At 48.9% G+C, this 25,811-nt stretch carries 24 protein-coding genes; 12 read left to right on the forward strand and 12 right to left on the reverse strand.

Annotated elements, in window-relative coordinates:
- Positions 1-26: 26 nt before the first annotated feature.
- Entirely contained in the window at positions 27-491 is a 465-nt protein-coding gene (locus ACP4IT_RS06365) for a MarR family winged helix-turn-helix transcriptional regulator (RefSeq protein WP_011668962.1), read from the reverse strand.
- A gap of 156 nt (positions 492-647) precedes the next feature.
- Positions 648-1,235, reverse strand: coding sequence for a signal peptidase I (gene lepB / locus ACP4IT_RS06370; protein ID WP_011668963.1), 588 nt, complete (start codon positions 1,233-1,235; stop codon positions 648-650).
- A gap of 243 nt (positions 1,236-1,478) precedes the next feature.
- On the opposite strand from lepB, the gene ACP4IT_RS06375 reads away from it, so the two are divergent.
- The gene (locus ACP4IT_RS06375; protein WP_011668964.1) at positions 1,479-2,735 is read left to right on the forward strand and encodes a multidrug effflux MFS transporter; all 1,257 of its coding nucleotides are present in this window, start codon (positions 1,479-1,481) and stop codon (positions 2,733-2,735) included.
- Between the two features lie 80 nt (positions 2,736-2,815).
- Here ACP4IT_RS06375 and ACP4IT_RS06380 read toward each other — a convergent pair whose 3' ends face one another.
- Positions 2,816-4,024 (reverse strand): NRPS condensation (elongation) domain-containing protein, encoded by a 1,209-nt coding sequence (locus tag ACP4IT_RS06380; protein WP_024855301.1) that lies wholly within the window; start codon positions 4,022-4,024, stop codon positions 2,816-2,818.
- 177 nt (positions 4,025-4,201) lie between these two features.
- On the opposite strand from ACP4IT_RS06380, the gene ACP4IT_RS06385 reads away from it, so the two are divergent.
- Entirely contained in the window at positions 4,202-4,726 is a 525-nt protein-coding gene (locus ACP4IT_RS06385; RefSeq protein ID WP_011668966.1) for an acyl-CoA thioesterase, read from the forward strand.
- 124 nt (positions 4,727-4,850) lie between these two features.
- Here ACP4IT_RS06385 and ACP4IT_RS06390 read toward each other — a convergent pair whose 3' ends face one another.
- The gene (locus tag ACP4IT_RS06390; protein WP_011668967.1) at positions 4,851-5,384 is read right to left on the reverse strand and encodes a GNAT family N-acetyltransferase; all 534 of its coding nucleotides are present in this window, start codon (positions 5,382-5,384) and stop codon (positions 4,851-4,853) included.
- A 120-nt stretch (positions 5,385-5,504) separates the two neighbouring features.
- Between ACP4IT_RS06390 and ACP4IT_RS06395 the strand changes: the two genes are divergently transcribed.
- From ACP4IT_RS06395 to ACP4IT_RS06410, 4 genes are all read left to right on the forward strand, one after another.
- Positions 5,505-6,152 (forward strand): NAD(P)-dependent oxidoreductase, encoded by a 648-nt coding sequence (locus tag ACP4IT_RS06395; protein WP_011668968.1) that lies wholly within the window; start codon positions 5,505-5,507, stop codon positions 6,150-6,152.
- 82 nt (positions 6,153-6,234) lie between these two features.
- On the forward strand, positions 6,235-7,584 hold the full coding sequence (gene brnQ, locus ACP4IT_RS06400) for a branched-chain amino acid transport system II carrier protein (RefSeq protein WP_011668969.1): 1,350 nt from the start codon (positions 6,235-6,237) through the stop codon (positions 7,582-7,584).
- 86 nt (positions 7,585-7,670) lie between these two features.
- Entirely contained in the window at positions 7,671-7,934 is a 264-nt protein-coding gene (locus tag ACP4IT_RS06405; RefSeq protein WP_011668970.1) for a hypothetical protein, read from the forward strand.
- A 91-nt stretch (positions 7,935-8,025) separates the two neighbouring features.
- Entirely contained in the window at positions 8,026-8,709 is a 684-nt protein-coding gene (locus tag ACP4IT_RS06410; RefSeq protein ID WP_011668971.1) for a YjjG family noncanonical pyrimidine nucleotidase, read from the forward strand.
- Here ACP4IT_RS06410 and ACP4IT_RS06415 read toward each other — a convergent pair.
- The 8 genes from ACP4IT_RS06415 to rpmH all read right to left on the reverse strand — a co-directional run bounded on the left by ACP4IT_RS06415 (position 8,706) and on the right by rpmH (position 15,776).
- Positions 8,706-8,942, reverse strand: coding sequence for a type II toxin-antitoxin system Phd/YefM family antitoxin (locus ACP4IT_RS06415; RefSeq protein WP_011668972.1), 237 nt, complete (start codon positions 8,940-8,942; stop codon positions 8,706-8,708). The genes ACP4IT_RS06410 and ACP4IT_RS06415 overlap by 4 nt on opposite strands.
- A 68-nt stretch (positions 8,943-9,010) precedes the next feature.
- Positions 9,011-9,400 carry a hypothetical protein gene (locus tag ACP4IT_RS06420; RefSeq protein WP_011668973.1) on the reverse strand — a complete coding sequence of 130 codons (390 nt, stop codon included), beginning with the start codon at positions 9,398-9,400 and terminating at the stop codon, positions 9,011-9,013.
- A 399-nt stretch (positions 9,401-9,799) separates the two neighbouring features.
- Positions 9,800-11,710 carry a tRNA uridine-5-carboxymethylaminomethyl(34) synthesis enzyme MnmG gene (gene mnmG, locus ACP4IT_RS06425; RefSeq protein WP_011668974.1) on the reverse strand — a complete coding sequence of 637 codons (1,911 nt, stop codon included), beginning with the start codon at positions 11,708-11,710 and terminating at the stop codon, positions 9,800-9,802.
- Between the two features lie 76 nt (positions 11,711-11,786).
- Positions 11,787-13,181: a tRNA uridine-5-carboxymethylaminomethyl(34) synthesis GTPase MnmE gene (gene mnmE / locus ACP4IT_RS06430; RefSeq protein WP_015474605.1), complete on the reverse strand. Its 1,395-nt coding sequence runs from the start codon at positions 13,179-13,181 to the stop codon at positions 11,787-11,789.
- A 211-nt stretch (positions 13,182-13,392) separates the two neighbouring features.
- Entirely contained in the window at positions 13,393-14,157 is a 765-nt protein-coding gene (gene jag, locus ACP4IT_RS06435) for an RNA-binding cell elongation regulator Jag/EloR (RefSeq protein WP_011668976.1), read from the reverse strand.
- Between the two features lie 189 nt (positions 14,158-14,346).
- Entirely contained in the window at positions 14,347-15,180 is an 834-nt protein-coding gene (gene yidC / locus ACP4IT_RS06440) for a membrane protein insertase YidC (protein ID WP_011668977.1), read from the reverse strand.
- A gap of 2 nt (positions 15,181-15,182) precedes the next feature.
- A complete protein-coding gene (rnpA, locus tag ACP4IT_RS06445) occupies positions 15,183-15,539 on the reverse strand; it encodes a ribonuclease P protein component (RefSeq protein ID WP_011668978.1) in 357 nt (118 codons plus the stop codon).
- Between the two features lie 102 nt (positions 15,540-15,641).
- Positions 15,642-15,776, reverse strand: a complete 135-nt coding sequence (gene rpmH, locus ACP4IT_RS06450; RefSeq protein WP_011668979.1) for a 50S ribosomal protein L34 — start codon at positions 15,774-15,776, stop codon at positions 15,642-15,644.
- Positions 15,777-16,313: 537 nt separating this feature from the next.
- On the opposite strand from rpmH, the gene dnaA reads away from it, so the two are divergent.
- From dnaA to gyrA, 6 genes are all read left to right on the forward strand, one after another.
- Positions 16,314-17,672 (forward strand): chromosomal replication initiator protein DnaA, encoded by a 1,359-nt coding sequence (gene dnaA, locus ACP4IT_RS06455; protein ID WP_011666816.1) that lies wholly within the window; start codon positions 16,314-16,316, stop codon positions 17,670-17,672.
- Between the two features lie 269 nt (positions 17,673-17,941).
- Complete coding sequence (gene dnaN / locus ACP4IT_RS06460) at positions 17,942-19,081, forward strand: DNA polymerase III subunit beta (RefSeq protein WP_015472977.1); 1,140 nt, start codon at positions 17,942-17,944, stop codon at positions 19,079-19,081.
- A 419-nt stretch (positions 19,082-19,500) separates the two neighbouring features.
- The gene (gene yaaA, locus ACP4IT_RS06465) at positions 19,501-19,728 is read left to right on the forward strand and encodes a S4 domain-containing protein YaaA (protein WP_011666818.1); all 228 of its coding nucleotides are present in this window, start codon (positions 19,501-19,503) and stop codon (positions 19,726-19,728) included.
- Positions 19,728-20,882, forward strand: a complete 1,155-nt coding sequence (gene recF, locus ACP4IT_RS06470; protein ID WP_011666819.1) for a DNA replication/repair protein RecF — start codon at positions 19,728-19,730, stop codon at positions 20,880-20,882. The genes yaaA and recF overlap by 1 nt, the downstream gene beginning before the upstream one ends.
- A 3-nt stretch (positions 20,883-20,885) precedes the next feature.
- Positions 20,886-22,829, forward strand: coding sequence for a DNA topoisomerase (ATP-hydrolyzing) subunit B (gyrB, locus tag ACP4IT_RS06475; protein ID WP_011666820.1), 1,944 nt, complete (start codon positions 20,886-20,888; stop codon positions 22,827-22,829).
- Between the two features lie 21 nt (positions 22,830-22,850).
- Positions 22,851-25,385, forward strand: coding sequence for a DNA gyrase subunit A (gene gyrA, locus ACP4IT_RS06480; RefSeq protein WP_011666821.1), 2,535 nt, complete (start codon positions 22,851-22,853; stop codon positions 25,383-25,385).
- Positions 25,386-25,811 lie beyond the last annotated feature (426 nt).

The raw sequence follows: 25,811 nt of genomic DNA on the forward strand, positions 1-25,811 counted from the left end.
CTTTGTTATTAATAACTATTTAATTATTAATCATCACTAGTTTTATCACCCGGTGTTTCATTCGCCACTGCACGCAGCGCCACCTGGCGGATTTGCCCAACCAACGCATCGTGTTGTTCAGCTGGAATATCCGTTAGTAGTCCATCCGCAACCTCTTGCCGTAACTTCACAATTTCCGGATAAAGGGCTTCCCCTTTTTTTGTCAGCGACAGCTCCGAGACCCGCTTGTCCGTCTTAGACTGGCGTTTACGCACATAGCCTAAATTCACCAGCTGGTTCACCGCCCGCGTCACGTTGCTGGGGTTCAAATACGTCAGGCTAATCAGTCGATCCTGCGTCAGTTTGGGTTGCTCATGGATTCGTAAAATATAATAGTACATGCTGGCATTCAACCGATAGGGCTGGAGGCGACGGTCAAGCGCAATCCGCGTATAGCGATTGGCAATCGACAACCATTTTAGAATGTCTGGATCATTGCTACCGGTAACCATAAGCCGCCTCCTTCTCTAAATTTACGTGCGCAAGCATATACTAAATTTCGTGAAAAGTCAAGCAAACTAATAGTGTCACCCGCACGCCTCGCTTGCTTCTAATCAATACAAAAACGCCGCCGCACATTGTGTGCAGCGACGTCATTTTGACTTGAATTAGTACGCCATATCGTTGATATTCGCCCGTCGCGTCTTTGTGGATGTCCAGAAAGGCACCTTGACGACACCGACCACTTTGTCTTTATCAACAAAGCCCCAGTAACGACTATCATTTGAGACACTCCGGTGATCGCCCAAGACAAAGTACTTTCCCTTAGGTACAACTCCGGTCTTACCGGAACCCCAGCCTTGCGTTTTTTCCAGACTCTTCAATGTCCAGTTACCCGTTCCAGAGGTCCGTTCGCTCTTGCTAATAAAACTCTGATCGATCTTCTTATTGTTCACGTAGATGTAACCATTCTTGCTAGAAACCGTATCTCCAGGCAAACCGATGACCCGCTTGACGTAATTGGTATGGGTCTTGGCCGATGGGTCTTCACCATGCGCATCAAACACAATAACGCTCAAGTGTTTAACCTTCGACATCTTCCAAGCAAAAACCTTTTCGTTGTTTTGCAAGTTAGGCTGCATGGATGGTCCATCAACCCGCACCCGAGTGAAGACGAACGACTTGATGGCAAAGGCAATTGCTAGCCCAATCACAATGGGCACAATCCAACTCATAATTTCCTTAAATGCTTTCATGATGAGACTCCTTATGTTCAAAAATATTCAGATATCACTATCGGACACCCCATCACGTAAAATCACGCAATTGCTAGGGGTCGCTTACAATCTTACCATTTACTGGCTAAAAGTCCCACGGTTTCGCCGAATTTAATTTTATTGTCATCCAAATTTGCTTTGAAACACCACTGCCGCTTGCAAATTCATTTAAATCCGGCAATAATGGAAGAATACGTTTATGCTAGGCCGTCATTTCGTTGCGTGAAATGGCGGTCTAACGGTATTTTAGCCATTATTATTTTATCTATATTGAAAGGGCTGACTGCTTTGAATCCTGTTTTAACTCGGCGCCGGCGCATCTGGCTGACGCTACTTCTGGGAACCGTCAGTGCCACTGGTCCGCTGGCCATTGACCTCTACTTACCGGCTCTCCCACAAATGAAGGCCCAATTCGCCACCACCGCTTCTTTGATGCAATTAAGCATCACCGCTTGTCTCATTGGACTTGCGTTGGGGCAACTCATTGCTGGCCCCTTATCCGACCAATATGGTCGGCGCAAACCGCTAATCATTGGCTTTGTGATTTTCGGTTTGGTCTCGTTAGCGATGGCCTTCATTCATTCGGTCACCTTGCTAATTGCCCTGCGATTTATTCAAGGACTCGCCGGTGCTACCGGGCAGGTGTTGGCCCGCGCGGTCGCCCGCGACCTCTTCTCGGGAAAAAAATTAACCCGCTTTTACGCACTATTGAATACGGTTAACGGGGTTTTCCCCATTATCGCGCCCATCATCGGTGGGTTTATGATCCAATACGTTGATTGGGAAGCCATCTTCATCTTGTTGGCACTAATCGGTTTACTGATTGCCCTCGCCGTAACGTTTGGCCTCCATGAGTCTTTACCCCCAGAAAAACGCCAAACTGGCGGCTTTCATACATCTCTGTTGGCGATGGGTAAATTGGTCGTACAACCCAGCTTTTGGCCGTTAATCCTGGCGACTGGTTTGGTATACGGCGGCCTATTCAGCTACATTTCCGCTTCAACCTTCGTCTTTCAAACCGGCTTTGGCATGGCCCCGCAAACCTTTAGCCTGTTGTACGCCTTTAACGGGCTGGGCATCGTCGTTGGGAGTAACTTACCCGGACGCCTTGCCAGTCGCTTCAGCAATCGCCAGCAAGTCACCAGCATGCTCGCAATTGCCGCCGGTGTCAGTGCGCTTTTGATTATCTCGCTATTATTCCCCGCCAACGTGTGGGTGGTCAGCGGCTTAATCTTGTTACTGGTGATTTTGATTGGCGCACTGTTGACACTGACCGTCACCATCATCATGGATCAAGCCACCAGCAATGCCGGCGGCGCCTCCGCGGTCATTGGCTTATCGCAGAATGCTTGTGGCGGCTTAGCCTCCCCGCTGGTCGGCTTATCGGGCAAATCATACGCCGCGATGGCCATCATGCTCTTCGTCTGCAACGTTGGTGCCTATGGATTAGTGAAGGCCCAGGGGCAAAAAGCCCAGTAGAAACCTGACAAATACGCTACGCGAGAATCGGCAAGATTCTCGCGTAGCGTATTTTATTGGTGTCGTGTCGTCATTAATGGTTACGCTTCTCGACTCCACTGCGTCAATTGTGCGACCACATTTTTTAAAATTTTAATCCCCAATTGGTAATCGGGTTCTGATCCCAACATTCGAAAAGCCAGCGTCCATGCATCGTGATAGACGCTAACGGTCATTTGAAAGTGGGGCATCGTCCGGTAAGCGCCCGCAAAGTAGATCTGCGTTACGGCTAAGCTACCGAAGTTCAAGCGCGTATGGTCAATATGACCAAAGTTAGCAAATGAGATGGCGGCATGCGCCCGATGCTTGCCCGCTAACCGGCGAACCAGCTCCGGTGGCAACGCCCGACTCATGCGGCTCAACTGTACCAACGGGGGCAAGTATGCCAACTCTTCTCGCAAATGACTAATCGTCGTCTGCGTTCGGGAGACAATATCGGCTAGCTGCTCGCCCTCCTGCACCGTCAAGGGAATCAACATCTCGCCGGTCAAATTAGCCACTTGAACCACATTAGTCGCCACGACTGGCCCATGTAGACGCAAGTCAACTTGATACGGAATCACGAGCTGGTGTTCTCCGGTCAACGCACACAGTGCCAACGCATAGGCCGATAACAACACCGCGTTCATCGTCACGTGTTGAGCCTGTGCCTTTCGCTGCAAGCGCCGACTGTCAACTCGCGGAATCGTCGCTTCCCCCCGGTGATGATGAGCATCCCCCCGTAAGCGCGGAAAGGCTTCTGCCGAATTACGCAGTACCGGCGCCGCTGCGTGCCCGACCTGTCGTAAATGGGCCAAAATCTGCCGAACACTGCGCTCATTGGTAAAAGTGGTCAGGTCTTCGCCACTATAGGCCGCCGCTAGCAAATACAAGTAGTGTTTAAATCCCTCACCGTCCGTCAGTAATTGACTCATTGCTAATCGCAAGGCATCATAGCCGGCATGATGAATGATCTGAATCTTCAGTTGGGGTCCGGCCAAGACATCCAATTGAACTCGGCCCGGATCATGACTAGCCGTATATTCTTCAATCACCTGATTGAGCGTTCCTGACTCCACTTCAAACCGATTCCAACGTAAATTATATCGCCCCAACACTTGGGGAACGACCGTCTGTGTCGTTTGAACGGCGGCCCGCAACCGGTCTGCATCGATGGGGTGTGTCAGGCTCAACGTACATTCTAATAATGGGTATGTCTGCGCTAAATCTAACGTTGGCATTAAATCTAACGGCTCGCCATGATAAATCATGTGACACCCCTCCTTGCTCAATTTACCCATAGTATAGCAAAGGCCGTCGCGGCTCTCATTTTTTTATCACAACTATTGGCAAAAATTAATAAAGCTGTAATCTAGGGGCCTTTAATCGTCGCTTGTGAAATTCTCTGGTAGAATGAGAGACATCAACTAACTTACGAGGTGATTGTTTTGTCAGATTCAATAACGCCGGTCTCTTGCAATGCCACCCTAATCGTCACTAGCCACCGGGTCTTTCAACCGGATTTAAATGAACATCAATCTGTTTTTGGCGGTAAAATCCTATCCCTAGTCGATGATAGTGCGTCCGTTGCGGCAGTGCGCTTAACTCACAAGACCGTGGTCACGGCTTCCTTTGACCATGTCAGCTTCCTAAAACCCTTTCGCTTAGACGACTCCATGAGTCTAGAAGCTTACGTTAGCGGCACGGGGACGCGGTCCTTGGAAGTATTTGCCAAAATCATTGGTGAAAATCTGACGACAGGTAAGCGATTTGTTGGCTTCACCTGTTTCATTACCTATGTCATTGAAGATGACAGCGTCACGACCAAATTACCAGCGATGAAGCCTGTGACCGCCGAGCAGCGCTATATCTGTTCCGGTTATGCCACGCGAACCGCTCAACGGCGGCAACGGCGACAAGAACAAGCCGAACTCAATGCTAACGTGACGGTTGCTTCTCCTTGGCCCGAATAACGCCAAAAAGCGAGTCTGGGGGTAAAATGCCCAGACTCGTTTTATATTTTCGACTATCCGATATTGCCGCGTCTCTTTGGCGCTCGCATTTTCAAATGTTTCACATGAAACATCTCAACGTATCCTACCACCATTCGGCCGCCAAAATCCCATAGGCATACAAATCTAGCCACTGCCCATCTTGAAATACGGCTTCGCGATTGATTCCTTCACGTTGGAAGCCGGCAGCTTCATACGCTCGGATTGCAGCCGTGTTATTGGCGTTAACCTCAAGGGTCACTTTATGCAGGCCTAACTCGTTAAAAGCAAACGACAAGATCGTATTCAAGGCATCCACGCCATATCCTTGGCCGCGATCACTCGCAACGGGCACTGCGATACTGAGCGTGGCCCGCCGATTCTTTAAGTAAACGTCATCCAACATCACCCAGCCCAATAAGCCATCATCGGTATTGGCCCGAATCATAAAGAAGAACCGTTCATCATTATCGGGATCGGCCGCCAACTCACTGTACTCCGCGGCTGTAAATGGATGTAGCGCATCAGCCGACAGATTTCGCAGTAGGCCCGTCTCCCATTGTGTGTCCTGTAACCATTCTGCATCCCCGTCACGCATTTCAGTTAAGTGAATCAAATTTCCCTGTACCACATCGCGCATGGTTGGGCCCCCTTTGGTTTTTCTCTTACTCTACCACAGCTTGCCAATAGGCCAAAATTCTTGGTGATCTGCGCCATGACCTTTATACTGATCTCAATGATAAAGGAGGAATTGGAACTCATGAAAATAATGATTATCGGGGCCACCGGAATGGCTGGTCAAGCCCTCGTGACAACTGCTCTTAACCGGGGTCACCAAGTGGTCGCCGTGGCCCGTTCTGCCGAAAAGCTAGCCACTTTACCTAGTAATCCTAATCTAACATCTATCGTACGGGACGCCTTTAACCTGACAACAACTGATCTGTCAGCTGTCGATGCCGTCGTGGACGCTTTTGCCACAGCACCAGATCACGCCTATCTTCACGTTGATCTCGCCACTCATCTCATTAGCCAGCTTCGTGAAACAACTACGCCGCGGGTGGCCTTTATCTTAGGTGCTGGTAGTCTGACCACTGGGGATGACGCCCACCTCTTCGTACATGACTTGGAACAAGATCCCCATGCCGCTAGCTTCATTAGTGTTCCCCAGAATCAATTGAAAGAATTAACCTTCCTGCGAGATGTCGATAACGTTAACTGGTTTGGTGTCTCGCCAGCGGCCGATTTTCATCCCGGCGAAGCGCAACCCGCCTTATTGGGCACGGACACGCTACTATTCAATGATCAACAACAATCTGGCACTTCCGCTGGAACGATGGCCGTCGCGATTTTAGATGAATTGGAAAACCCTAAGCATCATCAAACCCGGTTCACCGTTGCGGATAAATAACGTGATTTTCTGACGTCGACCGTATCATCGGCCGGCGTTTTTTGGTATGCTAATCTCGTGAAATTTTAAATAGAAAGTTGCGATGCTCTTGAAAAGAAACTTAACTTGGCGGGAAATGTTATTCATCAGCATGATGTTGTTTGGCTTATTCTTTGGTGCCGGCAATTTGATTTTTCCCGTCTTTCTGGGCCAACAAGCCGGCCACCACGTCGGTCTGGCCATCTTTGGCCTGTTATTAACGGGGATTGGCTTACCACTTCTAGGGGTTACCGCCATCGGATTGACCCGCAGTGAAGGCGTCTTTGATCTCGCCAACAAGGTTAATCGCCCCTTCGCCTACCTGTTCACGATTCTTTTATACTTAACCGTGGGGCCATTCTTTGTTTTACCGCGGTTAGCGACCACGTCCTTTCAAATTGGAATTGCGCCATTCGTGCCCCAACCCCATCAGGGACTGGCATTAGCTGGCTTTTCCATCCTATTCTTCGCGGCAGCGTGGTGGCTGGCGCGTAATCCGGGAAAGCTGATGACCTATATTGGTAAATGGCTGACCCCACTGTTCTTAATTCTACTGGGTATTCTCTTACTCGCCAGCTTTATCAAACCCATGGGAAGCCTCAACACCGCGGCCCAGGGCACCTACGCGCTGCATCCGATTCTAACGGGTTTCAAAGAAGGTTATAACACGTTAGACGCCTTGGCGTCATTGGCTTTTGGGATCGTCGTCATTGATAGTATGCGCGCACTAGGCGTCACTGAACCGGGTCAGATCGTCAAAGATATTATTAAAGCGGGGACGATCAGTGTGAGCCTCATGGGAATCATTTACGCGCTATTAGCATTGATGGGCACCATGAGTTTAGGCCACTTCACCGCGGCCGCCAATGGGGGAATCACCCTAGCCCAAGTCGCCAGCTACTATTTTGGCACACTCGGCAATCTTCTACTGGCATTGCTCGTCATCATTGCTTGCTTAAAGACCGCCATCGGGCTAATCTCAGCCTTTGGTGATTCGCTACATGAGATGTTTCCCCGATTGTCGTATGCGGGACTCATCGCCGGTGCCAGCCTGCTGCCCTGCCTTTTTGCCAACGTTGGGCTAACCAAGCTAATCGCTTACTCAACACCGGTATTAATGTTCATTTATCCGCTAGCAATCGTGCTGATTGTGTTAGCCGTCTTGACGCCGATTCTTGGTGATAGTCACTGGGTGTTTGGCCTAGCCATGTTATTTACTCTGATTCCGGCGATCTTTTCGGCGTTAGCTGCCTTACCCGACAATCTACAACGCGCTACTTGGTGTCAGGCAATCTTAAGTATCAACAACTACTTGCCACTAGCGGCTCAAGGCTTCGGTTGGGTCGTACCGGCGTTAATCGGGACTGCTTGTGGTTGGCTCGTCAGCCGCTTAGCTAGCCGGAACGTTCGGTAACCAGCATTTCTAACCAAGTCACCGTACCCCACAAAGGATTGCCACCCCATTAAAATGAAGGTACTAAATGAAATGAGGTGGTTTCGGTGATACCTGCTCGCTATCCCGTCACACCCATCAAAATCGGCGTGACTTTATTGACTATTGGCCTACTTATGGCAATGTTATTAGCTCGTAATCCTATTCTGACAGCTTTCTTATGCTTTAGTTCGTTAATTACAGCGATGATTCACTTCAACGTCTTTGAAGACACTGCTGATACTCAACCGCTCAACCGAATTGATCTGATCCTTCAGGTTGTCTTTGTGGTTCTCTCAATCGGCAAGGTCATCGTCGTTGGTAGTCATTAGTTCGAAAAAGGACCCGGTCGTTAATGCGGCCGGGTCTTTTTTTGACGCGTTTTATGCTACACTCAGTTAAAACCACTGAAAAGGAGCTCTTATGAAAAAATACGCAATTCTCGACCTCGACGACACCCTCCTCGATTTCAAACGTGGTGAAACCGTTGGAATTCAACGAATATTGCAAGAAAATGGCGTCTCCGATTTAACCGCCGGCTTACAGACCTATCTCCAAATTAATCACGACGTGTGGACACAGATTGAACACGGGGCTGCCCGTGAACCCCTGCTAGCTACCCGGTTCACTCGGACCTTCGCGGCATTGGGCTATCACGTCGACGGTCAGCGTTTGGAACAACAATATAGCCAAATGCTGGATCAGAATTTCTACACCCTAGCTGGCGCCACTGACTTTCTCGCTGATCTCAACCGCCAAGGCTTAACCGTTGTGGCGGGCACCAACGGCACCAAATCCATTCAACTCAACCGACTGGCCGGCGCCCAGTTGACAGCTTACTTTGATCGTATCTTCATCTCTGAAGATATCGGCTTTGACAAACCCGATGCACGTTTCTTTACCCCCATTCGCCAGTATTATCCAGACATGACGGCCACGAACACCTTGATGATTGGCGATCGCCTACAGTCTGACATATTGGGCGCCCAGAATGCGGGACTAGACAGTGTTTGGTTCAATCCCACTCACGCTAACAATTCAACCACTTTACATCCTACTTACGAGGCCGCTTCATACGCCCAAATAACGCAATTATTGCTGGCTTAACCCCATTCCATTTTATCAACGTCAAATGCTGTAATTGCGGGTTTGGGCAGCGACGGTCGCTGTAAAAATGCCAACTCGCGCAGCGCTTCCCACTCACGTTTAGGCATAATAACCGCCGCGTGTTCATCCTCACTGTCCGTTGGTGTAATCATAATGGTCTCTTGGAGCTGATGGACGACCGTTAATACTTGTTGAAAATCCTGTTGTGCTGCAATCGGCGAATAATGTTTCATGTGAAACCTCCTCTAGAATTAAAAAGCCCGCTAACGCTGCTAAACAGCCTTAACGGGTTTTTGATTGGTTAATGAGTGGTATAAGTGAGTAATGCTCCTAATAAAACGGCCCCTAATAAGAGCTGGCTACCCGCCAGATACCATCCTTGCTTGCGCCACAACAGATGGTGGCTCATCGGCTGAGTCTGTCGATGGCGTTGATAACAACTAATCGCCAAGGCTACGCCATCAACGATTAAGAGTAGCCCCACGACACGTGCATTTAGCCAAGTTGGCTGCCACACCCCAATGGCCACATAGACCACCCCTAAGTAAATCAGGCCTTGATAAATGAGCCGATTACGGACTCGTTGGCCGGTAGCTTCCCGACCTTGATGTAACTGATGCCACATTCGTTGATGTTGCCAATGACTCCCCATGGTTAACGCCAATCCTAAAATCAGCAGACTAGTTTGCATCTTAATACGCCCCTTAACTCAACCGACCACCAGGTGGTCGGTTGCCCCCTAAATTAATGATTCCCCGTTTATTAGTTTACCGGATTTGGTTGCTAAGCGCAAAAAGCCTTGGTCATCAAGTTATTCAAGCGGCAGTTATCAGCAGTCATGCCCCGTTCACGACTACCTCATACCCCTCGATTCGTATCTAAACTTACTTTACCGTTCCTTTATTGTATTTTCGCAAAGAACCTGTAAAGATTGTGTGTAATCATCCTTGATTCAATTATTAATCATTAAATTTAATGATTAATAAAAGGGTCCGGAACAAAAGTTCCGGACCCTTTTATGTCTCTAACTATCTGGCTGGAGGTAGCCAGTCACTGACTAACTGCTTCTCTAGCCTGCAAGCTTTTTGCCTTACTGAACCTTGGCAATCTTGCCTTGTTCAATATACACACTCAAGATCGCAATATCAGCTGGGTTAACCCCACTGATCCGACTAGCCTGAGCCAGCGTTTCTGGTTGGATTTTCTTCAACTTCTGGTGGGCCTCAGTCGCTAAGCCATCGATGGCGTCGTAGTCAATTTGGGCGGGGATGGCCTTGGCTTCCATCCGCTTTAACTTAGCAACGTTTTCTTCGGCCTTCTTAATGTAGCCCGCATACTTCAAGGAAATCTCAATTTCCTCGATGATATGGCGGTCTAACGGCTGCTCTGGCGCATCAATAAACTGTAATAACGTCTGGTAGTCCACGTATGGCCGGCGCAGGAAGGCCGCCGCTAAGACACCATCTTGCAGGGGCTTATCGCCGTGACTTTCGACAAATGCATTGATCTCGTCGTTAGGCTTGATGCGAATCTGATTCAATCGATCCAGTTCCGCCTGCAAAGTGGCCTTCTTCGCCAAGAAATCCGCATAGCGTTCATCACTAATTAACCCCAACTCATGCCCTTTGGCCGTTAGCCGGAGATCAGCGTTATCGTGCCGCAAAATCAAGCGATACTCAGCACGACTCGTTAACAACCGATAGGGTTCCTTGGTGCCCTTCGTAACCAAATCATCGACCATGACCCCGATATACGCGTCGGATCGTTTTAAGGTGAATCCAGGCTTACCCAAAGCCCGCAAGCCGGCATTGATACCCGCTAACAGGCCTTGACCAGCGGCTTCTTCGTAACCCGACGTCCCGTTCGTTTGACCAGCCGTGAAGAGGTTCTTCAATGGCTTGGTTTCAAGCGTTGGTCGTAATTGGTAAGGCGAAACGACATCGTATTCAATGGCATATCCCGGCCGCATCATTTGCGCGTCTTCTAGACCCTTAATGGAATGTAAAATCTTCTGCTGAACTTCTTCTGGCATGGATGTCGACAGACCCTGAACGTACCATTCATCAGTCTTACGGCCTTCTGGCTCCAAGAACAGTTGGTGCCGCGGCTTGTCCGCAAATCGCACAATCTTATCTTCAATCGATGGGCAATACCGTGGCCCTACTCCTTCGATGACCCCGGTAAACATCGGTGCCCGATCAAGGTTGGCTTTGATAATCTCATGCGTCTTTTCGTTGGTATACGTTAGCCAGCAAGACAACTGGTTTTTCAAGTCCAAATAGGCGCTGTCCGGTGTCGTAAAGCTAAAGTGGTTCGGTTCTACATCCCCCGGTTGTTCCTCAGTCTCATCGTAGTGAATCGTATTGCCGTCTACTCGTGGTGGAGTCCCAGTCTTGAACCGCTCCAAATCAAAACCGTACTTGGGTAAGTTGGCCGTTAACTTGGTTGCTGGTTGTGAATTATTCGGACCAGAAGAGTACATCAGTTCACCGATAATAATCTTCCCTCGAGCCGCCGTACCGGCCGCAATGACCACGGCTTTGGCACGGTAACGCGCTCCCGTATTGGTAATCACGCCTTGGCATTCCCCGTCTTCGACAATTAGGTCGTCCACGATTCCCTGACGCAACGTTAAGTTGGGTTCGCGTTCAATGGTGTGTTTCATTTCAGCATGGTAAGCGTGCTTATCTGCTTGGGCCCGCAATGCCCGCACCGCTGGACCCTTACCGGTGTTTAACATCCGCATCTGCACGTAGGTCTTATCAATGTTGCGGCCCATTTCGCCACCTAAAGCATCGATTTCGCGCACCACAATCCCCTTAGCTGGTCCCCCAACTGACGGGTTACATGGCATAAATGCGACCATATCAAGGTTAATCGTCATCAGTAATGTCCGATTTCCCATCCGCGCAGCCGCCAAAGCCGCTTCACTACCCGCGTGACCGGCACCCACGACAATGACGTCGTAGTCTTGCCCAGCGTATTCCTTTACTTCCGTCATGGTTCATTTCCCTCCATGCCTAACCGCATCATACGGCTAAACGCTTTTAAATTTTTCGGTTTAACACCTGCTAAGCCTATTTACCCAAACAAAACTGGCTAAATAACTGATCGAGTAACTCGTCTTGGTAACTATCCCCGGTAATCTCACCCAGTAAGTCCCAAGCCCGCGTCATATCAATTTGAACCAAATCGACCGGCATCCCGGCCGCAATCCCATTTTGCACATCGTCTAACGCTGCGCTCGCTTGATGCAAGAGCCCAATATGCCGGGCATTGGTGACCATCACCGTGTTTTGACTGGACTCAATGCCCTCATCAAAGAACAAGTGAGCGATGGTTTCTTCCAATTGGTCCATCCCGGTACTTTGTAAAATGGACGTCTCAATGATGGGACTATCGCCGGCTACTTGCCGCACCGCTGCGAGATCCAACTGTAGCGATAAGTCCGTCTTATTCAGAATTAAGATTCGCTGCGTATCCTTAGTGGCTGTCAATAAGGCTTCATCTTCCGCTGTCAGGGGTTCGCTAGCATTAAGCACTAACATCACCAAATCAGCCGTGTTAATGGCCTTACGCGAGCGCTCAACCCCAATTTTTTCAACCTTATCTGTCGTATCGCGAATACCGGCGGTGTCGATGAGCTTCAAAGGAACGCCCTTGACGTTGACGTATTCTTCAATCACGTCTCGCGTGGTCCCAGCCACATCCGTTACAATCGCCTTATCTTCGTGCAAGAGGTGATTCAATAAACTACTCTTCCCCACGTTGGGCCGTCCAACAATTGCCGTTGCCAGTCCCTCACGCAACACCTTGCCTTGCTTGGCTGTGGCTAACAACGTTTTAATCTGCTGCTTGACCTCGTGAGCCTTCTCCAGCAGCATTTTAGTGGTCATGGTTTCAACGTCATCGTACTCGGGATAGTCGATATTAACTTCCACTTGGGCCAACGCATCGAGGATATCTTGCCGTAAGTTTCGAATCAGTTTAGACAAATCACCATCTAATTGGTCTAAAGCCACCTTCATTGACTTGTCGGTTTTAGCCCGAATTAAATCCATAACCGATTCCGCTTGGGTTAGATCAATTCGGCCATTGAGAAAGGCCCGCTTAGTGTATTCTCCGGGTTCAGCTAACCGCGCGCCGTAACTCAAACACAGTTGTAAGATGCGATTCGTTGCCACGATCCCACCGTGACAGTTAATCTCAATAATATCTTCTTTGGTGTAGGTCTTGGGTGCCCGCATGACGGTCACCATCACCTCATCGACTTCATCACCCGTTTCCGGGTCCAAGATGTGCCCATAATGAATCGTATGGCTGCCAACTTGGGTTAAATCTGCCCCCTTAAAGAGCTTAGCGGCAACTTGAAAGACCTCTTCACCGCTCAAACGAATGATGGAAATACCCCCCTCACCAGGCGGCGTTGAAATTGCTGCAATCGTATCAAATTCTGTTGTGGTGACTGCCATGAGCCATCCTCCTTTTTTCTTCTGTCGGTTCTTATCAGGTCATTGACCCAGTCAAACATACCGGGCGTACCATTTAATGCCATAAAAAAAAGCACCTACTCCACGCCACCTAACAAGGGCGCGGATAAAGTACTTTCACTACTTTATCGGAAACATGATAAGAATGATTGTCTCAACTATAAGGGCATTCGCCCCATTTGTCAAACGAAACCTAAACCGGTTGAATGACCACTGCGCGGTGCGGTTCCTTGCCCGCTGAATAAGTCGTGACGTATTGATTTTTTGCGAGTACAGCATGAATTTGCTTCCGCTCAAATGACGGCATCGGGTCCAAATAAATCGGCTTACCTGAGGCGACGACTTCGCGCGCCGTATTATCTGCTAGCCGGCTTAACGTTGCGGCCCGCCGTTCCCGATACCCCGCCACGTCAAGTTCAATCTCAACGTGGGCGGCGCCGTGATGGTTCAAATATAACTGGGCTAAGCTCTGTAGCGCATTAATGGTGCGCCCGTGCTTGCCAATCAACAAGCCTTCCTTATCGGTGGTGAAGGCCAACCGAATTTGGCGATGAGCGCTACTCTCAAGGTCGAGAGTGGCATCAATCCCTAACTGATCCACGATGGTGGCTAAATAGTCCTGGACACCCTCTATGGCCGCCTGACGTTGTTGTCGGCGCTCGGCTGGACTAACGCTGGGCTCAGCTGCGGCTGGTTCACTAGGCGCAGTTGCTTCCGCAGCCGCTTTGACCGGTGCTGCACTCGACGCCAGGTTCGCCGCTGATACTGGGGTTGAACTAGCCGCTGGCGTCATCGCTTTTAAGACCACGTCAACCTGCGCGTCACGGTGGCCAATTCCCAACCAACCCTTACGTGGCGTTGCAACCACCGTTACCGTCACCTGTTCGCGTGGCGCATTTAGCGTAGCTAGCCCAGCTGCGGTTGCTGCTTCAATTGTCTTCCCCGTAAAGATTGTCATCATCAATTCCTCCAGTATCATTTCACGTATCGTTCCGGTGTCCACTACGGACAATGCGTGTTTAGTATACCATGAATCCCCGATCAAGCCACTGGTTTCCGCCGCGCAGACACCACGGTTCTGCCTAAAATTAGCCAAAGAAAAACGCGCTAGCCTGCGCCAGCGCGTTAAAATGCATTTATGTTTAGGTTACTTGCGTTTACTTTGCTTGGCCCGCCGAATTGCTTTCTTAACGGTACGGTCATGCTGTGCCTTTTCCTTTTCCTTCGCATCCCGTTCCGCTTGAATCTTCCACGGATTTTGAATAAGAAGGGTTTGACCAACTTGGAAAACGTAGGAAACAGTCCAGTAAAGTGACAATGACGACGCCACGTTCATCGCGGTGAAGAACACCACCACGGGCATACCGACAATCATCATCGTGTTCATGGAGTTGGTCTCTGGTGCCGATTTAGTCGTCAACCACGAACTCAAGAACGTGGCCAGCGCGGCTAAGATTGGCAGAATGAAGTACGGGTCCTTGTGGCCTAATTGTAACCACAAGAAGGTCCCTGACCGCAAGACAGCTGTCCGCCAGATGGCTTGATACAGCGCCCAGATGATTGGTAATTGCACCAAGGCTGGTAAACAGCCCATCATCGGGTTAATGCCGGCTTCGGAGTACAGCTTTTGCTGTTCTGCCTGCAGCTTTTGCATCGTTTCACGGTCTTTAGACGAGTACTTCTTTTGTAAAGCCTTTAATTGGGGCTGAACTTCCTGAGTTTTGCGCATACTGCGCGTTTGGAAGATCATCAGTGGCATCAGGATCACCCGGATAATAATGGTGAAGGCAATGATACCGACACCATAACTCCCGCCGAACAAGTGTGCCAACCAGATAATCGCCCGCGAGAAGTTCAAGACGATCAAGCCGTCCCAAATCCCGGTACTTTGATTGGTGATTGGTTTGTTGCTACAAGCGGAGAGGATGAACACTAAACTCACAATGCCCAGCATAAGTAGGGTACGTTTGTACTTTTTCACGTTTATTCCTCGCTATAATCGGAATCCAGCAGTTTTGCCAGCTTCAAGACATGAACCAAGCTACGTTTCGCATCGGTCATGGAAATACCATCAGCGCGGGGCCGAGCAATGACGAGAAAATCCACATCTTGTTTCAGATGCGGCTTTAACTCAAGCAAGCTCTGGCGAATCCGACGCTTCACCCAGTTACGGTGAACGGCGTTACCAATCTTCTTACCGACGGAAATGCCCACTCGGAAATGCGGTTGCTGTGGCTTTTCCATTGAGTACACCACGAATTGCCGGTTAGCGACTGAATTCCTGGTTTCAAAGACCTGCTGAAATTCCGCTTCTTTCTTAATGCGGTAAGATTTTCGCATGGTGCATCTCCAAAATTCTCACGATTTGTGAACAGTCCGCGCGGGATTGGGGTTCCAGTCCCCCCGCAGATAAAATAAAAAGACCACTGAACCATCAGCGGCCTATGCAGACAATACTTTACGTCCTTTTTGACGTCGACGTGCTAATACCTGACGGCCATTGCTAGTGCTCATCCGCTTGCGGAAGCCGTGTACACGTGAACGGTGACGTTTCTTTGGTTGGTAAGTGCGCTTCATTACATTGCCACCTCCTCAATATATTTTGTAAGTTCTATCTGAATCAAGTTCAGACATACTAAATGCATTTCCTGAACATATTAGCATAAAAATCGCTAGATTGAAACAAGAACTTTGGTTTTCCAGAAAAAACTTGTCCCCGGTTAAATTTGTTTCATGCACTTTGCTTGTGGATAACTCTAAAATTGGAAACGGGTTATTCCGAACTTGCTAACCGAGTTATCCACTGTTCCACAAGCTGTTTATTTTAAAAATTACGTTCTTGCTAATTCTGTGTATAACTTGTGAAACACTTGATATAATAGCATTTTTAGTCAACATGCTCTTGTGGATAACTCAATTGGAAAGAAACTATCCACAGATTCTCCATTCCCTGTGGATAACTCAATCCACTTGTTGTGAAACAATTATGCACAGCTCAGAATAACCTGTGGAAAACTTTTTTTCTTCATGCTACACTAGATTTACGTTTTCGTTTAAGGGGCCTCGTGCGCCCAAACGAAATTAGGACGTAAACTAAAATAGGGGGAAACATCAGTGCCAGACATGTTAACTTTGTGGACTGATATTAAGGCGTTGTTTGAGGAAAACAACTCGAAGACAGCCTACGCGACTTGGATTGAAACCGCCAAGCCGATTGCCTTAGATGGCAACAAATTAACGTTGGAACTCCCATCACCCCTGCATCGTGATTACTGGACCCATCAACACCTGGACCAGCAATTGGTAGAATACGCATACCAAGCCGCTCACGAAGATATTCAACCCGTGTTGATTCTCGAAAATGAACGTCAGCAACAGGCCACCTTAAAAGCCAAAACCGCACCCGTTGCGGCTGGCGAACCGGTTGAACCGACACCCACGTTTATGAAAGAAACGGCGTTGAATTCCCGCTACACATTTGACACCTTTGTCATCGGAAAAGGCAACCAAATGGCCCATGCTGCGGCCTTGGTGGTCTCTGAAGAACCCGGCGTGATGTACAATCCGCTCTTCTTCTATGGTGGCGTTGGTCTGGGCAAGACCCACTTGATGCACGCGATCGGCAACAAAATGTTAGAAGATCGCCCCGACACCAAAGTTAAATACGTGACTAGCGAAGCCTTCACGAATGACTTTATTAATGCGATTCAAACTCGGACGCAGGAGCAGTTTAGACAGGAGTATCGTAACGTTGATCTGCTGCTGGTCGATGATATTCAGTTCTTCGCTAATAAGGAAGGAACCCAAGAGGAGTTCTTCCATACGTTTAATGCGCTCTATGATGATGGTAAACAAATCGTGCTCACCTCAGATCGCTTACCCAACGAGATTCCCAAGCTGCAAGACCGGTTAGTTTCTCGGTTTGCTTGGGGATTATCCGTTGATATCACACCGCCAGACCTCGAAACGCGAATTGCTATTTTACGGAACAAAGCCGACGCCGATCAGATCGACATCCCCGATGATACATTAAGCTATATCGCGGGCCAAATCGACTCTAACGTCCGTGAATTAGAGGGGGCTTTAGCCCGCGTTCAGGCTTATTCGCAACTCATGCACCAACCAATTGCCACGGATTTAGCTGCTGAGGCGCTCAAGAGTCTGAACCTCGCCAATGCTAGTGACGCCGTGACCATTCCCGTGATTCAAGACCGCGTCGCTAAGTATTTTGACGTGTCGCTCAAGGATCTTAAAGGAAAGAAACGCAAGAAAGCCATCGTTATGCCGCGCCAAATCGCGATGTACCTCTCCCGTGAATTAACGGAAGCCTCACTGCCACGGATTGGCAACGAATTTGGTGGTAAAGATCATACCACGGTGATTCACGCTTACGATAAAATTACGGAATCCCTTAAAACGGATCCACAACTTCAAAAAGATATCGACAGCCTCAAAGATGACTTACGCCGTTAATCAGCGATCGCCACGGATCATACGGTTAAAGATGACCAGCCCCGTGACGATCTTTTGGTGACTAATTGCGGTATGATACGAGTAGGTCAGTCAACAGGTGTGGATAAATAACGGCAACCATCAAAGTTTTCCACAAGTTATCCACAGGTGGAAAACCGCGGCTGTTTGCTAGTTTCTCAAAGTTATCCACATAATTCACCGCTCTACTACGGCTACTGTTTTTTCTTTTAATTAAGTTAATCAACGCACCTAGAAAAGGAGAGTCTGTTATGAAATTTACCATCAACCGGGCAGCCTTCATTAAGGAACTCAACAACGTCTCCCGGGCAATCTCATCTAAAACTACTATTCCCATTTTGACTGGTTTAAAAATTGTGGCCAGTGACGCGGGGCTCTTATTAACGGGTTCCAATGCGGACATTTCAATTGAAACGTTAATTCGTGCGGACAATCCGGATGTCGGCTTAACCATTGATGAACCGGGCTCGATCGTCCTAACAGCCCGTTTCTTTAGCGAAATCGTTAAGCGACTTCCCGAAAAGGAAATGACAGTTGAAGTCAAAGACGGGTTCCAAACCGAAATTACGTCTGGCGCTGCTGCCTTTAACATCAACGGACAAGACGCCAATAATTATCCCCATTTACCGGAAATTGATGCGGCTGATTCAGTTGTTTTATCTGGCGCCGTTTTCAAGGAACTCATTAGTCAAACCGTCATTGCGGTTTCTAATCAGGAAAGTCGACCAATCTTGACGGGGATTCACTTTGTCTTAAATGACAACCAATTTTTAGCCGTCGCCACAGATAGTCACCGATTAAGCCAACGACAAATTGAATTGCCAACACCTAGTGAGGCGTCATTTGATGTCATTATCCCCGGGAAGAGTCTGACCGAACTATCCCGGATGATTGGGGATGACGATGCGGATGTGAAGATGCAGTTCTCCGAAAATCAAGTGCTCTTCTTGTTGGGTGACACCTCGTTTTACTCACGACTCCTAGAGGGGAACTATCCAGACACCTCGCGGCTGATTCCTAAAGACTCATCTACGACGGTTGAATTCGAAGCCCCTGAGTTATTAGCAGCAGTGGAACGGGCCTCTCTGTTATCCCATGAATCGCGGAACAACGTGGTCAAGCTCACGTTAACGCCAACTGATCACCAAGTCACAATCTTCAGTAACTCACCGGATGTCGGGAATGTTGAAGAAGAGTTAGCGCCCAAAGAAATTGGCGGGGAGCCGTTGGAAATTTCCTTCAACCCTGATTATATGAAGGACGCCCTACATTCCTTTGGTCAAGCCACGATTCGCGTTGCCTTTACCTCAGCTTTGCGGCCATTTACATTGGTGCCAACGGAAGATACCAGTAATTTCATTCAGTTAATTACACCAGTGCGGACGTTCTAGAAAATTTCACAAGCAATTTCACAAGCAGAATTCACAAACTTTGTGAGGCAAAAAACGCCGCGGTAATCAGCGCCTAAATGGTCGCTGGTGCTGCGGCGTTTTTTGTGGTGTAGTCTTGGTTAGCAGCCGCTAGATTCCGACTGAGAAAATCAGGAAATTTCGGCGACCCATCAATTAGTTGCGTGCGCAAAAACCAAGCTATCAGCGATTGGGGTGGTTAGCGCCAGAAAAAAACGCCAAAAATGAGTGATTTCCGCCATAATGGCGCTATTTTTAATTCTCAGCAGATTTACCGACTTTTTACCAAAAATATCAAAAGCCCCTTAGATTGGCTGAGACGCTAAAAATAAGGTAGTCCATCTGTACCTTTTCATGAAAAAGCGGTATAATATAAGAGACGAAAATTAAGGGGTGAAATTGTGAAAAAAGAAGTTCTCATTGAGACGCCCTACATCACTTTAGGCCAGTTACTCAAGGAAGAATCCGTTATCAGTACTGGCGGTCAAGCCAAATGGTATTTGCAAGAAAACACCGTAAATATCAATGACGAGCCGGATAATCGGCGGGGCCGCAAGCTGTATCCTGGTGATACAGTGGCAGTACCAGAGGCAGGATTATTTTTTATACGCTCAAAGCAGGGTGAATAATGTATTTGCAAGAGTTGCAGCTGCAGCAATTTCGGAACTATCCGACGGCTAAGTTAACGTTTGGACAGGGCATTAATGTCTTGTTAGGCGAAAATGCTCAGGGAAAAACCAATCTATTAGAGGCCATCTATGTACTCGCGTTGACCCGTAGCCATCGGACAGCCAATGACCATGATTTGGTTAATTGGCAAGCGAAGACGGCTAAGGTTAGTGGTCGGGTTGTTAAGGCTGCCGGGGCCGTACCCTTGGAGCTGACTTTTTCTCGGCAAGGTAAACGCGCGCGCGTCAATCATTTGGAGCAGGCCCGGTTGTCACAATATGTCGGTCAGCTCAACGTGATTTTATTTGCGCCTGAAGATTTAGCCATTGTGAAAGGCGCGCCGACAGTTCGGCGGCGTTTTATGGATATGGAGTTCGGCCAAATGAATCCGCGTTACCTATACAACCTGAGCCAGTACCGGACGCTACTTAAGCAACGTAACCGCTACTTAAAAGATCTCCAACACAAGCAGAATAAGGATCTCTTGTTTTTGTCGGTGTTGTCAGATCAGTTAGCGGCATTCGGTGCCGAAATTATTGCCCAACGGTTGGCAATGCTGCAAAAGTTGGAACATTGGGCGCAGGCGATTCACGGGGAGATTTCGCAGCAACGAGAAGAATTGACGTTTCATTACGCCACTCAAGTCGCGGATGATCAGCTAACCGATGTGCCCACCATCACGGCGGCCTTGTCGGCACTGTATGCCAAGCAGCAAGACAAGGAACTTTACCAGGGCACGACACTGGTGGGTCCCCACCGTGACGATTTGCATTTTCAGGTCAATGGTAAAAATGTGCAGACGTTCGGGTCGCAAGGTCAACAACGAACGACCGCGTTGAGCGTGAAATTGGCTGAAATTGATTTGATGAAAGAAGAGACCGGCGAATACCCGGTCTTATTACTTGATGATGTGCTTTCAGAATTGGATGATGCGCGCCAGACACATTTATTGACCGCCATTCAAGACAAGGTACAGACGTTTATTACCACCACCAGTTTGAGTGGGATTACCCGCCAACTGATTAAGGACCCAACCATTTTTCATGTGGCCGAAGGAACTGTGGTGGCCGACGCGGTGGACAGCGATGACCCCGCAGCATCAAAGGAGGATTAGGCAGTGGCAGACGAAAAAGAAACCAAAGCGCAACAAGCTCGTGAGTATGACGCCAGTCAAATTCAAGTCTTGGAAGGTTTGGAAGCGGTCCGGAAACGGCCCGGGATGTACATTGGCTCGACGAGTTCCCAAGGGTTACACCATTTAGTTTGGGAAATTGTCGATAACGGGATTGATGAGGCCTTAGCAGGCTTTGCTGATGAAATCCACGTGACAGTCAACCAAGACAACAGCATTACCGTTACCGATAACGGTCGGGGAATTCCGATTGGTATCCAAAAGAAGACGGGAAAACCAGCGTTAGAAACTGTTTTCACGATTCTGCATGCCGGTGGTAAATTCGGCGGTGGCGGATATAAGGTTTCTGGTGGTCTTCATGGGGTGGGTGCTTCCGTAGTTAACGCCTTGTCTACTGATCTTGAGGCGCAAGTGACACGTGATGGCAAGACCTATGCGATTGCCTTTGACCACGGCCACGTTAAGACGCCAATGCACGTGATTAAAGAGGGCCTGCCACAAGACCAACACGGGACGGCAGTTCACTTTTTACCGGACCCAGATATTTTCCGAGAAACGACCGTCTTTGATATTAAGACATTGACGACGCGGATTCGGGAACTGGCCTTCTTAAACAAAGGCTTGCGGATTACTATTCGTGATGAACGTCCGGAAAAGCCAACGGAAGAAGATTTCCTTTACGAAGGCGGTATCCGGCATTACGTAGACTATTTGAACGAAAACAAAGAAACGTTATTTGAACCGCCAATTTACGTGGAAGGGCAAGAAAACGGTATTACGGTGGAAGTCGCGTTGCAATACACGGACGACTACCACAATAACCTCTTAACTTTCACCAACAACATCCACACCTATGAAGGTGGGACCCATGAAGAAGGGTTCAAACGGGCGTTGACGCGGGTTGTGAATGATTATGCCCGGCAAAACAAGTTGATGAAAGATAATGAAGCCAACTTGACCGGGGATGATGTCCGTGAAGGGTTGACAGCTGTGGTTTCCGTGAAGCATCCGGATCCGCAATTTGAAGGTCAAACGAAGACCAAATTAGGGAACTCTGATGCCCGCACGGCTGTCGATCACACCTTTGCTGACCACTTTATGCGGTTCATGATGGAACATCCAGATGTCGCCCGGAAGATTGTGGACAAAGGGACGCTGGCGTCTAAAGCACGTGTTGCTGCTAAACGGGCCCGTGAAGTGACGCGGAAGAAGAGCGGCCTGGAAATCAGCAATTTACCTGGTAAGTTAGCTGATAACACGTCTAAAGATCCCGAAATCTCTGAACTCTTTATCGTCGAAGGGGATTCTGCTGGTGGGTCTGCCAAGCAAGGTCGTTCGCGGCTGACGCAGGCCATTCTGCCAATTCGGGGGAAGATTTTAAACGTGGAAAAGGCGTCGATGGACCGGATCTTAGCAAACGAAGAAATTCGGTCACTCTTTACGGCTATGGGAACGGGTTTTGGTAATGACTTTGATGTGTCTAAGGTAAATTACCACAAGCTTATTTTGATGACCGATGCCGATGTCGATGGTGCGCACATTCGGACGCTGTTGTTGACGCTGGTTTACCGCTACATGCGGCCATTATTGGATGCTGGCTTTGTCTATATTGCCTGCCCACCGCTTTATCGAGTTCGCCAGGGTAAGATGCAACGGTACTTGGATTCTGATGAAGAATTAAAGGATCTGTTGGGGCAATTGCCACCATCACCAAAACCACAAATCCAACGGTATAAAGGGTTAGGGGAAATGGACGCGGAACAATTGTGGGAAACGACCATGAACCCAGAAAACCGGCGGCTCTTGCGGGTTGATGCGCAAGATGCCATCAATGCCGATCAAGTCTTTACGATGTTGATGGGCGATAAGGTGGCCCCACGGCGTGAGTTTATCGAAAATAACGCCACGTTTGCCGAACTGGATGTTTAGTTAAGAACGGAGGGTAACTAGTTGGCTGATCAAGATTATTTAGGCCGAGTCACTGACGTTGACCTGTCACAAACTATGCGGACATCTTTCTTAGATTACGCGATGAGTGTCATTGTGCAACGGGCCTTGCCGGATGTGCGGGATGGGTTAAAGCCAGTCCACCGCCGGATTTTATATGATATGCATGAATTGGGGATCACCCCTGATAAGCCATTCCGGAAATCTGCCCGGATGGTTGGGGACGTCCTCGGGAAGTATCACCCTCATGGTGATTCAGCCGTCTATGAATCCATGGTGCGGATGGCGCAAGACTTCTCGTATCGCTACATGTTAGTCGACGGCCATGGGAACTTTGGGTCCGTCGATGGAGATGGTGCCGCCGCTATGCGGTATACCGAAGCGCGGCTGAGCAAGATCGCGATGGAAATGTTACGCGATATCAACAAGGACACGATTGATTTTCAAGATAACTATGATGGTAGTGAACGTGAACCCGTGGTCTTACCGTCACGGTTCCCCAACCTGTTGGTTAACGGGGCTTCAGGGATTGCGGTCGGGATGGCAACGAACATTCCGCCGCATAACTTAACGGAAGTCATCAGTGCCTTGCACATTTTGATGAAGAATCCAGATGCCAGCTTGGCTGATTTGATGGAAGCCTTGCCAGGGCCAGACTTTCCCACTGGTGGGATTGTTATGGGTAAAGCGGCTATTCGGCGGGCTTACGAGACCGGTAAGGGCACCATTACCTTGCGGGCCAAGGTGGACATTGAAGAAGAAAAGAATGGCAAACAACGGATCGTGGCAACGGAAATTCCGTACATGGTCAACAAAGCCAAATTGATTGAACGAATCGCCGAACTGGCGCGAGATAAGCGAATCGAAGGCATTACTGATGTCAACGATGAAACTGACCGGACTGGGATGCGGATTGTGATTGATGTTCGGCGGGATGCCAGTGCCGAAGTCATCTTGAACAATTTGTATAAGATGACGTTGATGCAGACCTCCTTTGGGATCAATATGTTAGCCATCGTCAACGGTGCTCCCAAGGTTCTGGGGCTCAAAGCCATCTTGCAATACTACTTGGAATTCCAGTTGGAAGTTATCCGCCGGCGGACTGAGTTTGATTTGCGTAAGGCCGAAGCCCGGGCTCACATCCTGGAAGGGTTGCGAATCGCGCTGGACCACATTGACGAAATCATTACGATTATTCGGCAATCGCAAACCGCTGACGTTGCCAAGCAAGAACTGATTACGCGTTTCAGCCTGTCTGACAAACAATCACAAGCCATTTTGGATATGCGATTGGTTCGTCTGACCGGTTTGGAACGGGAAAAGGTTGAAAAAGAATACGCGGACGTGATGGCTAACATCAAGGACTACAAGGAAATCTTGGCGTCTAAAGAACGGCAACAAGCCATCATTTACGAAGAATTATTGGAAATTCAAAACAAGTTTGGGGACGATCGGCGAACTGAATTGATGGTCGGCGAAGTTCTCAGCTTGGAAGATGAAGACTTAATCGCTGAAGAAGACGTTGTGGTGTCATTGACGCACAATGGCTACATCAAGCGGTTACCAACGTCTGAATTCAAGGCCCAAAACCGTGGTGGTAAAGGGGTTCAAGGCATGGGCGTTCACGATGATGATTTCATCGAACACCTGGTGGCGACGTCCACGCATGACATGCTTCTGTTCTTCACGAACACCGGGAAGGTCTACCGGATGAAGGGGTATGAAATCCCTGAATACGGTCGGACGGCCAAGGGAATTCCAGTGATTAACCTACTGGGCATCAACAATAATGAACACGTTCAGGCCGTCATTAACGTCGCTAACCCCGGCGAAAATGATAACCGGGATCTGTTCTTTACGACGGTGCAAGGGACGGTTAAACGGACACCAGTGGATGAATTTGCTAATATCCGGAGTAATGGTCTCAAGGCTATCAACCTGAAAGAAGACGATGAACTGATTGATGTCGACATTATTAATGCCGATGCTAATATGATTATCGGGACGCATTTAGGTTACGCAGTGAGCTTTGCGGCTACCGACGTCCGCTCGATGGGCCGTTCGGCTACCGGGGTTCGCGGGATTCGTTTGCGTGAACACGATTACGTGATTGGCGCGAGTGTCTTGAAGCCTGACAGCAAAGTGTTTGTCATCTCCGAAAAGGGCTATGGGAAACAAACGGCTGCTGCGGAGTACCCAATTAAGGGCCGTGGCGGTAAAGGGATCAAGACGGTGAATGTCTCGACTAAGAACGGGCCATTAGCTGGTTTGACGACTTTAGATGGTGACGAAGATATTATGTTAGTCACCAATAAAGGAGTCATGATTCGCTTTAGCGCATCTGACGTGTCTGAAACGGGTCGGGCAACCTTAGGGGTTCACCTGATTCGTTTAGCCGATGATACCGCTGTGGCCACCATGGCGAAGGTCGCTAAGGAAGACGAAACGGCTGACGAAGCACCAGTAGTTGATGGCGAAACACCTGCCACAACTGATGGGCCAGTCGTCCCTGAATCAGACGACCCAACTGAAGCTTAATTAATAGTGAAACGTGGGACTTTGCCAAAAGCTGGCAGAGTCCTTTTTTGGTTTTCATTCTTTTGGTTTAGTGTGACTAAGTCGGTTACTTTTGGCTGTGATTGCCCACCTGCTGGTCGTGGCAAATGAGCTGGAACGTAGTATGACGTGGCCATATTGGTTAGGGTGCCTGTGTCAATTACTTTTGGCTGTGATTGCCCGCCCTCTGGTCGCGACAAATGGGCTGGAACGTACCGGACACGACTTTAAGTCAAGTAGATCACTTGTCTTAAAGGTCGGTCTTATCCTAAGCGCGCTAAAAACGCGCGCCAAGGATAACGACGGTACTGAGCCCACTTGCCGCTTCTCGTCGGGCTACTGGGGTGTGGTGTGGTCACGTTGGTTGGTCCAACTATGACCATTACTGCAGAAACGTTGGATGGTGCT

The organism is Levilactobacillus sp. LN180102 (assembly GCF_050106635.1).
Classification (GTDB): Bacteria; Bacillota; Bacilli; order Lactobacillales; family Lactobacillaceae; genus Levilactobacillus; species Levilactobacillus brevis.

What these genes read in the sequence shown, in the direction of transcription:
- ACP4IT_RS06365 (WP_011668962.1), bottom strand. Translation starts at nt 491, where the DNA reads ATGGTTACCGGTAGCAATGATCCAGACATTCTAAAATGGTTGTCGATT.
- lepB (WP_011668963.1), bottom strand. Translation starts at nt 1,235, where the DNA reads ATGAAAGCATTTAAGGAAATTATGAGTTGGATTGTGCCCATTGTGATT.
- ACP4IT_RS06380 (WP_024855301.1), bottom strand. Translation starts at nt 4,024, where the DNA reads ATGATTTATCATGGCGAGCCGTTAGATTTAATGCCAACGTTAGATTTA.
- ACP4IT_RS06390 (WP_011668967.1), bottom strand. Translation starts at nt 5,384, where the DNA reads ATGCGCGATGTGGTACAGGGAAATTTGATTCACTTAACTGAAATGCGT.
- ACP4IT_RS06395 (WP_011668968.1), top strand. Translation starts at nt 5,505, where the DNA reads ATGAAAATAATGATTATCGGGGCCACCGGAATGGCTGGTCAAGCCCTC.
- brnQ (WP_011668969.1), top strand. Translation starts at nt 6,235, where the DNA reads ATGCTCTTGAAAAGAAACTTAACTTGGCGGGAAATGTTATTCATCAGC.
- ACP4IT_RS06410 (WP_011668971.1), top strand. Translation starts at nt 8,026, where the DNA reads ATGAAAAAATACGCAATTCTCGACCTCGACGACACCCTCCTCGATTTC.
- ACP4IT_RS06415 (WP_011668972.1), bottom strand. Translation starts at nt 8,942, where the DNA reads ATGAAACATTATTCGCCGATTGCAGCACAACAGGATTTTCAACAAGTA.
- ACP4IT_RS06420 (WP_011668973.1), bottom strand. Translation starts at nt 9,400, where the DNA reads ATGCAAACTAGTCTGCTGATTTTAGGATTGGCGTTAACCATGGGGAGT.
- mnmG (WP_011668974.1), bottom strand. Translation starts at nt 11,710, where the DNA reads ATGACGGAAGTAAAGGAATACGCTGGGCAAGACTACGACGTCATTGTC.
- mnmE (WP_015474605.1), bottom strand. Translation starts at nt 13,181, where the DNA reads ATGGCAGTCACCACAACAGAATTTGATACGATTGCAGCAATTTCAACG.
- jag (WP_011668976.1), bottom strand. Translation starts at nt 14,157, where the DNA reads ATGACAATCTTTACGGGGAAGACAATTGAAGCAGCAACCGCAGCTGGG.
- rnpA (WP_011668978.1), bottom strand. Translation starts at nt 15,539, where the DNA reads ATGCGAAAATCTTACCGCATTAAGAAAGAAGCGGAATTTCAGCAGGTC.
- rpmH (WP_011668979.1), bottom strand. Translation starts at nt 15,776, where the DNA reads ATGAAGCGCACTTACCAACCAAAGAAACGTCACCGTTCACGTGTACAC.
- dnaN (WP_015472977.1), top strand. Translation starts at nt 17,942, where the DNA reads ATGAAATTTACCATCAACCGGGCAGCCTTCATTAAGGAACTCAACAAC.
- recF (WP_011666819.1), top strand. Translation starts at nt 19,728, where the DNA reads ATGTATTTGCAAGAGTTGCAGCTGCAGCAATTTCGGAACTATCCGACG.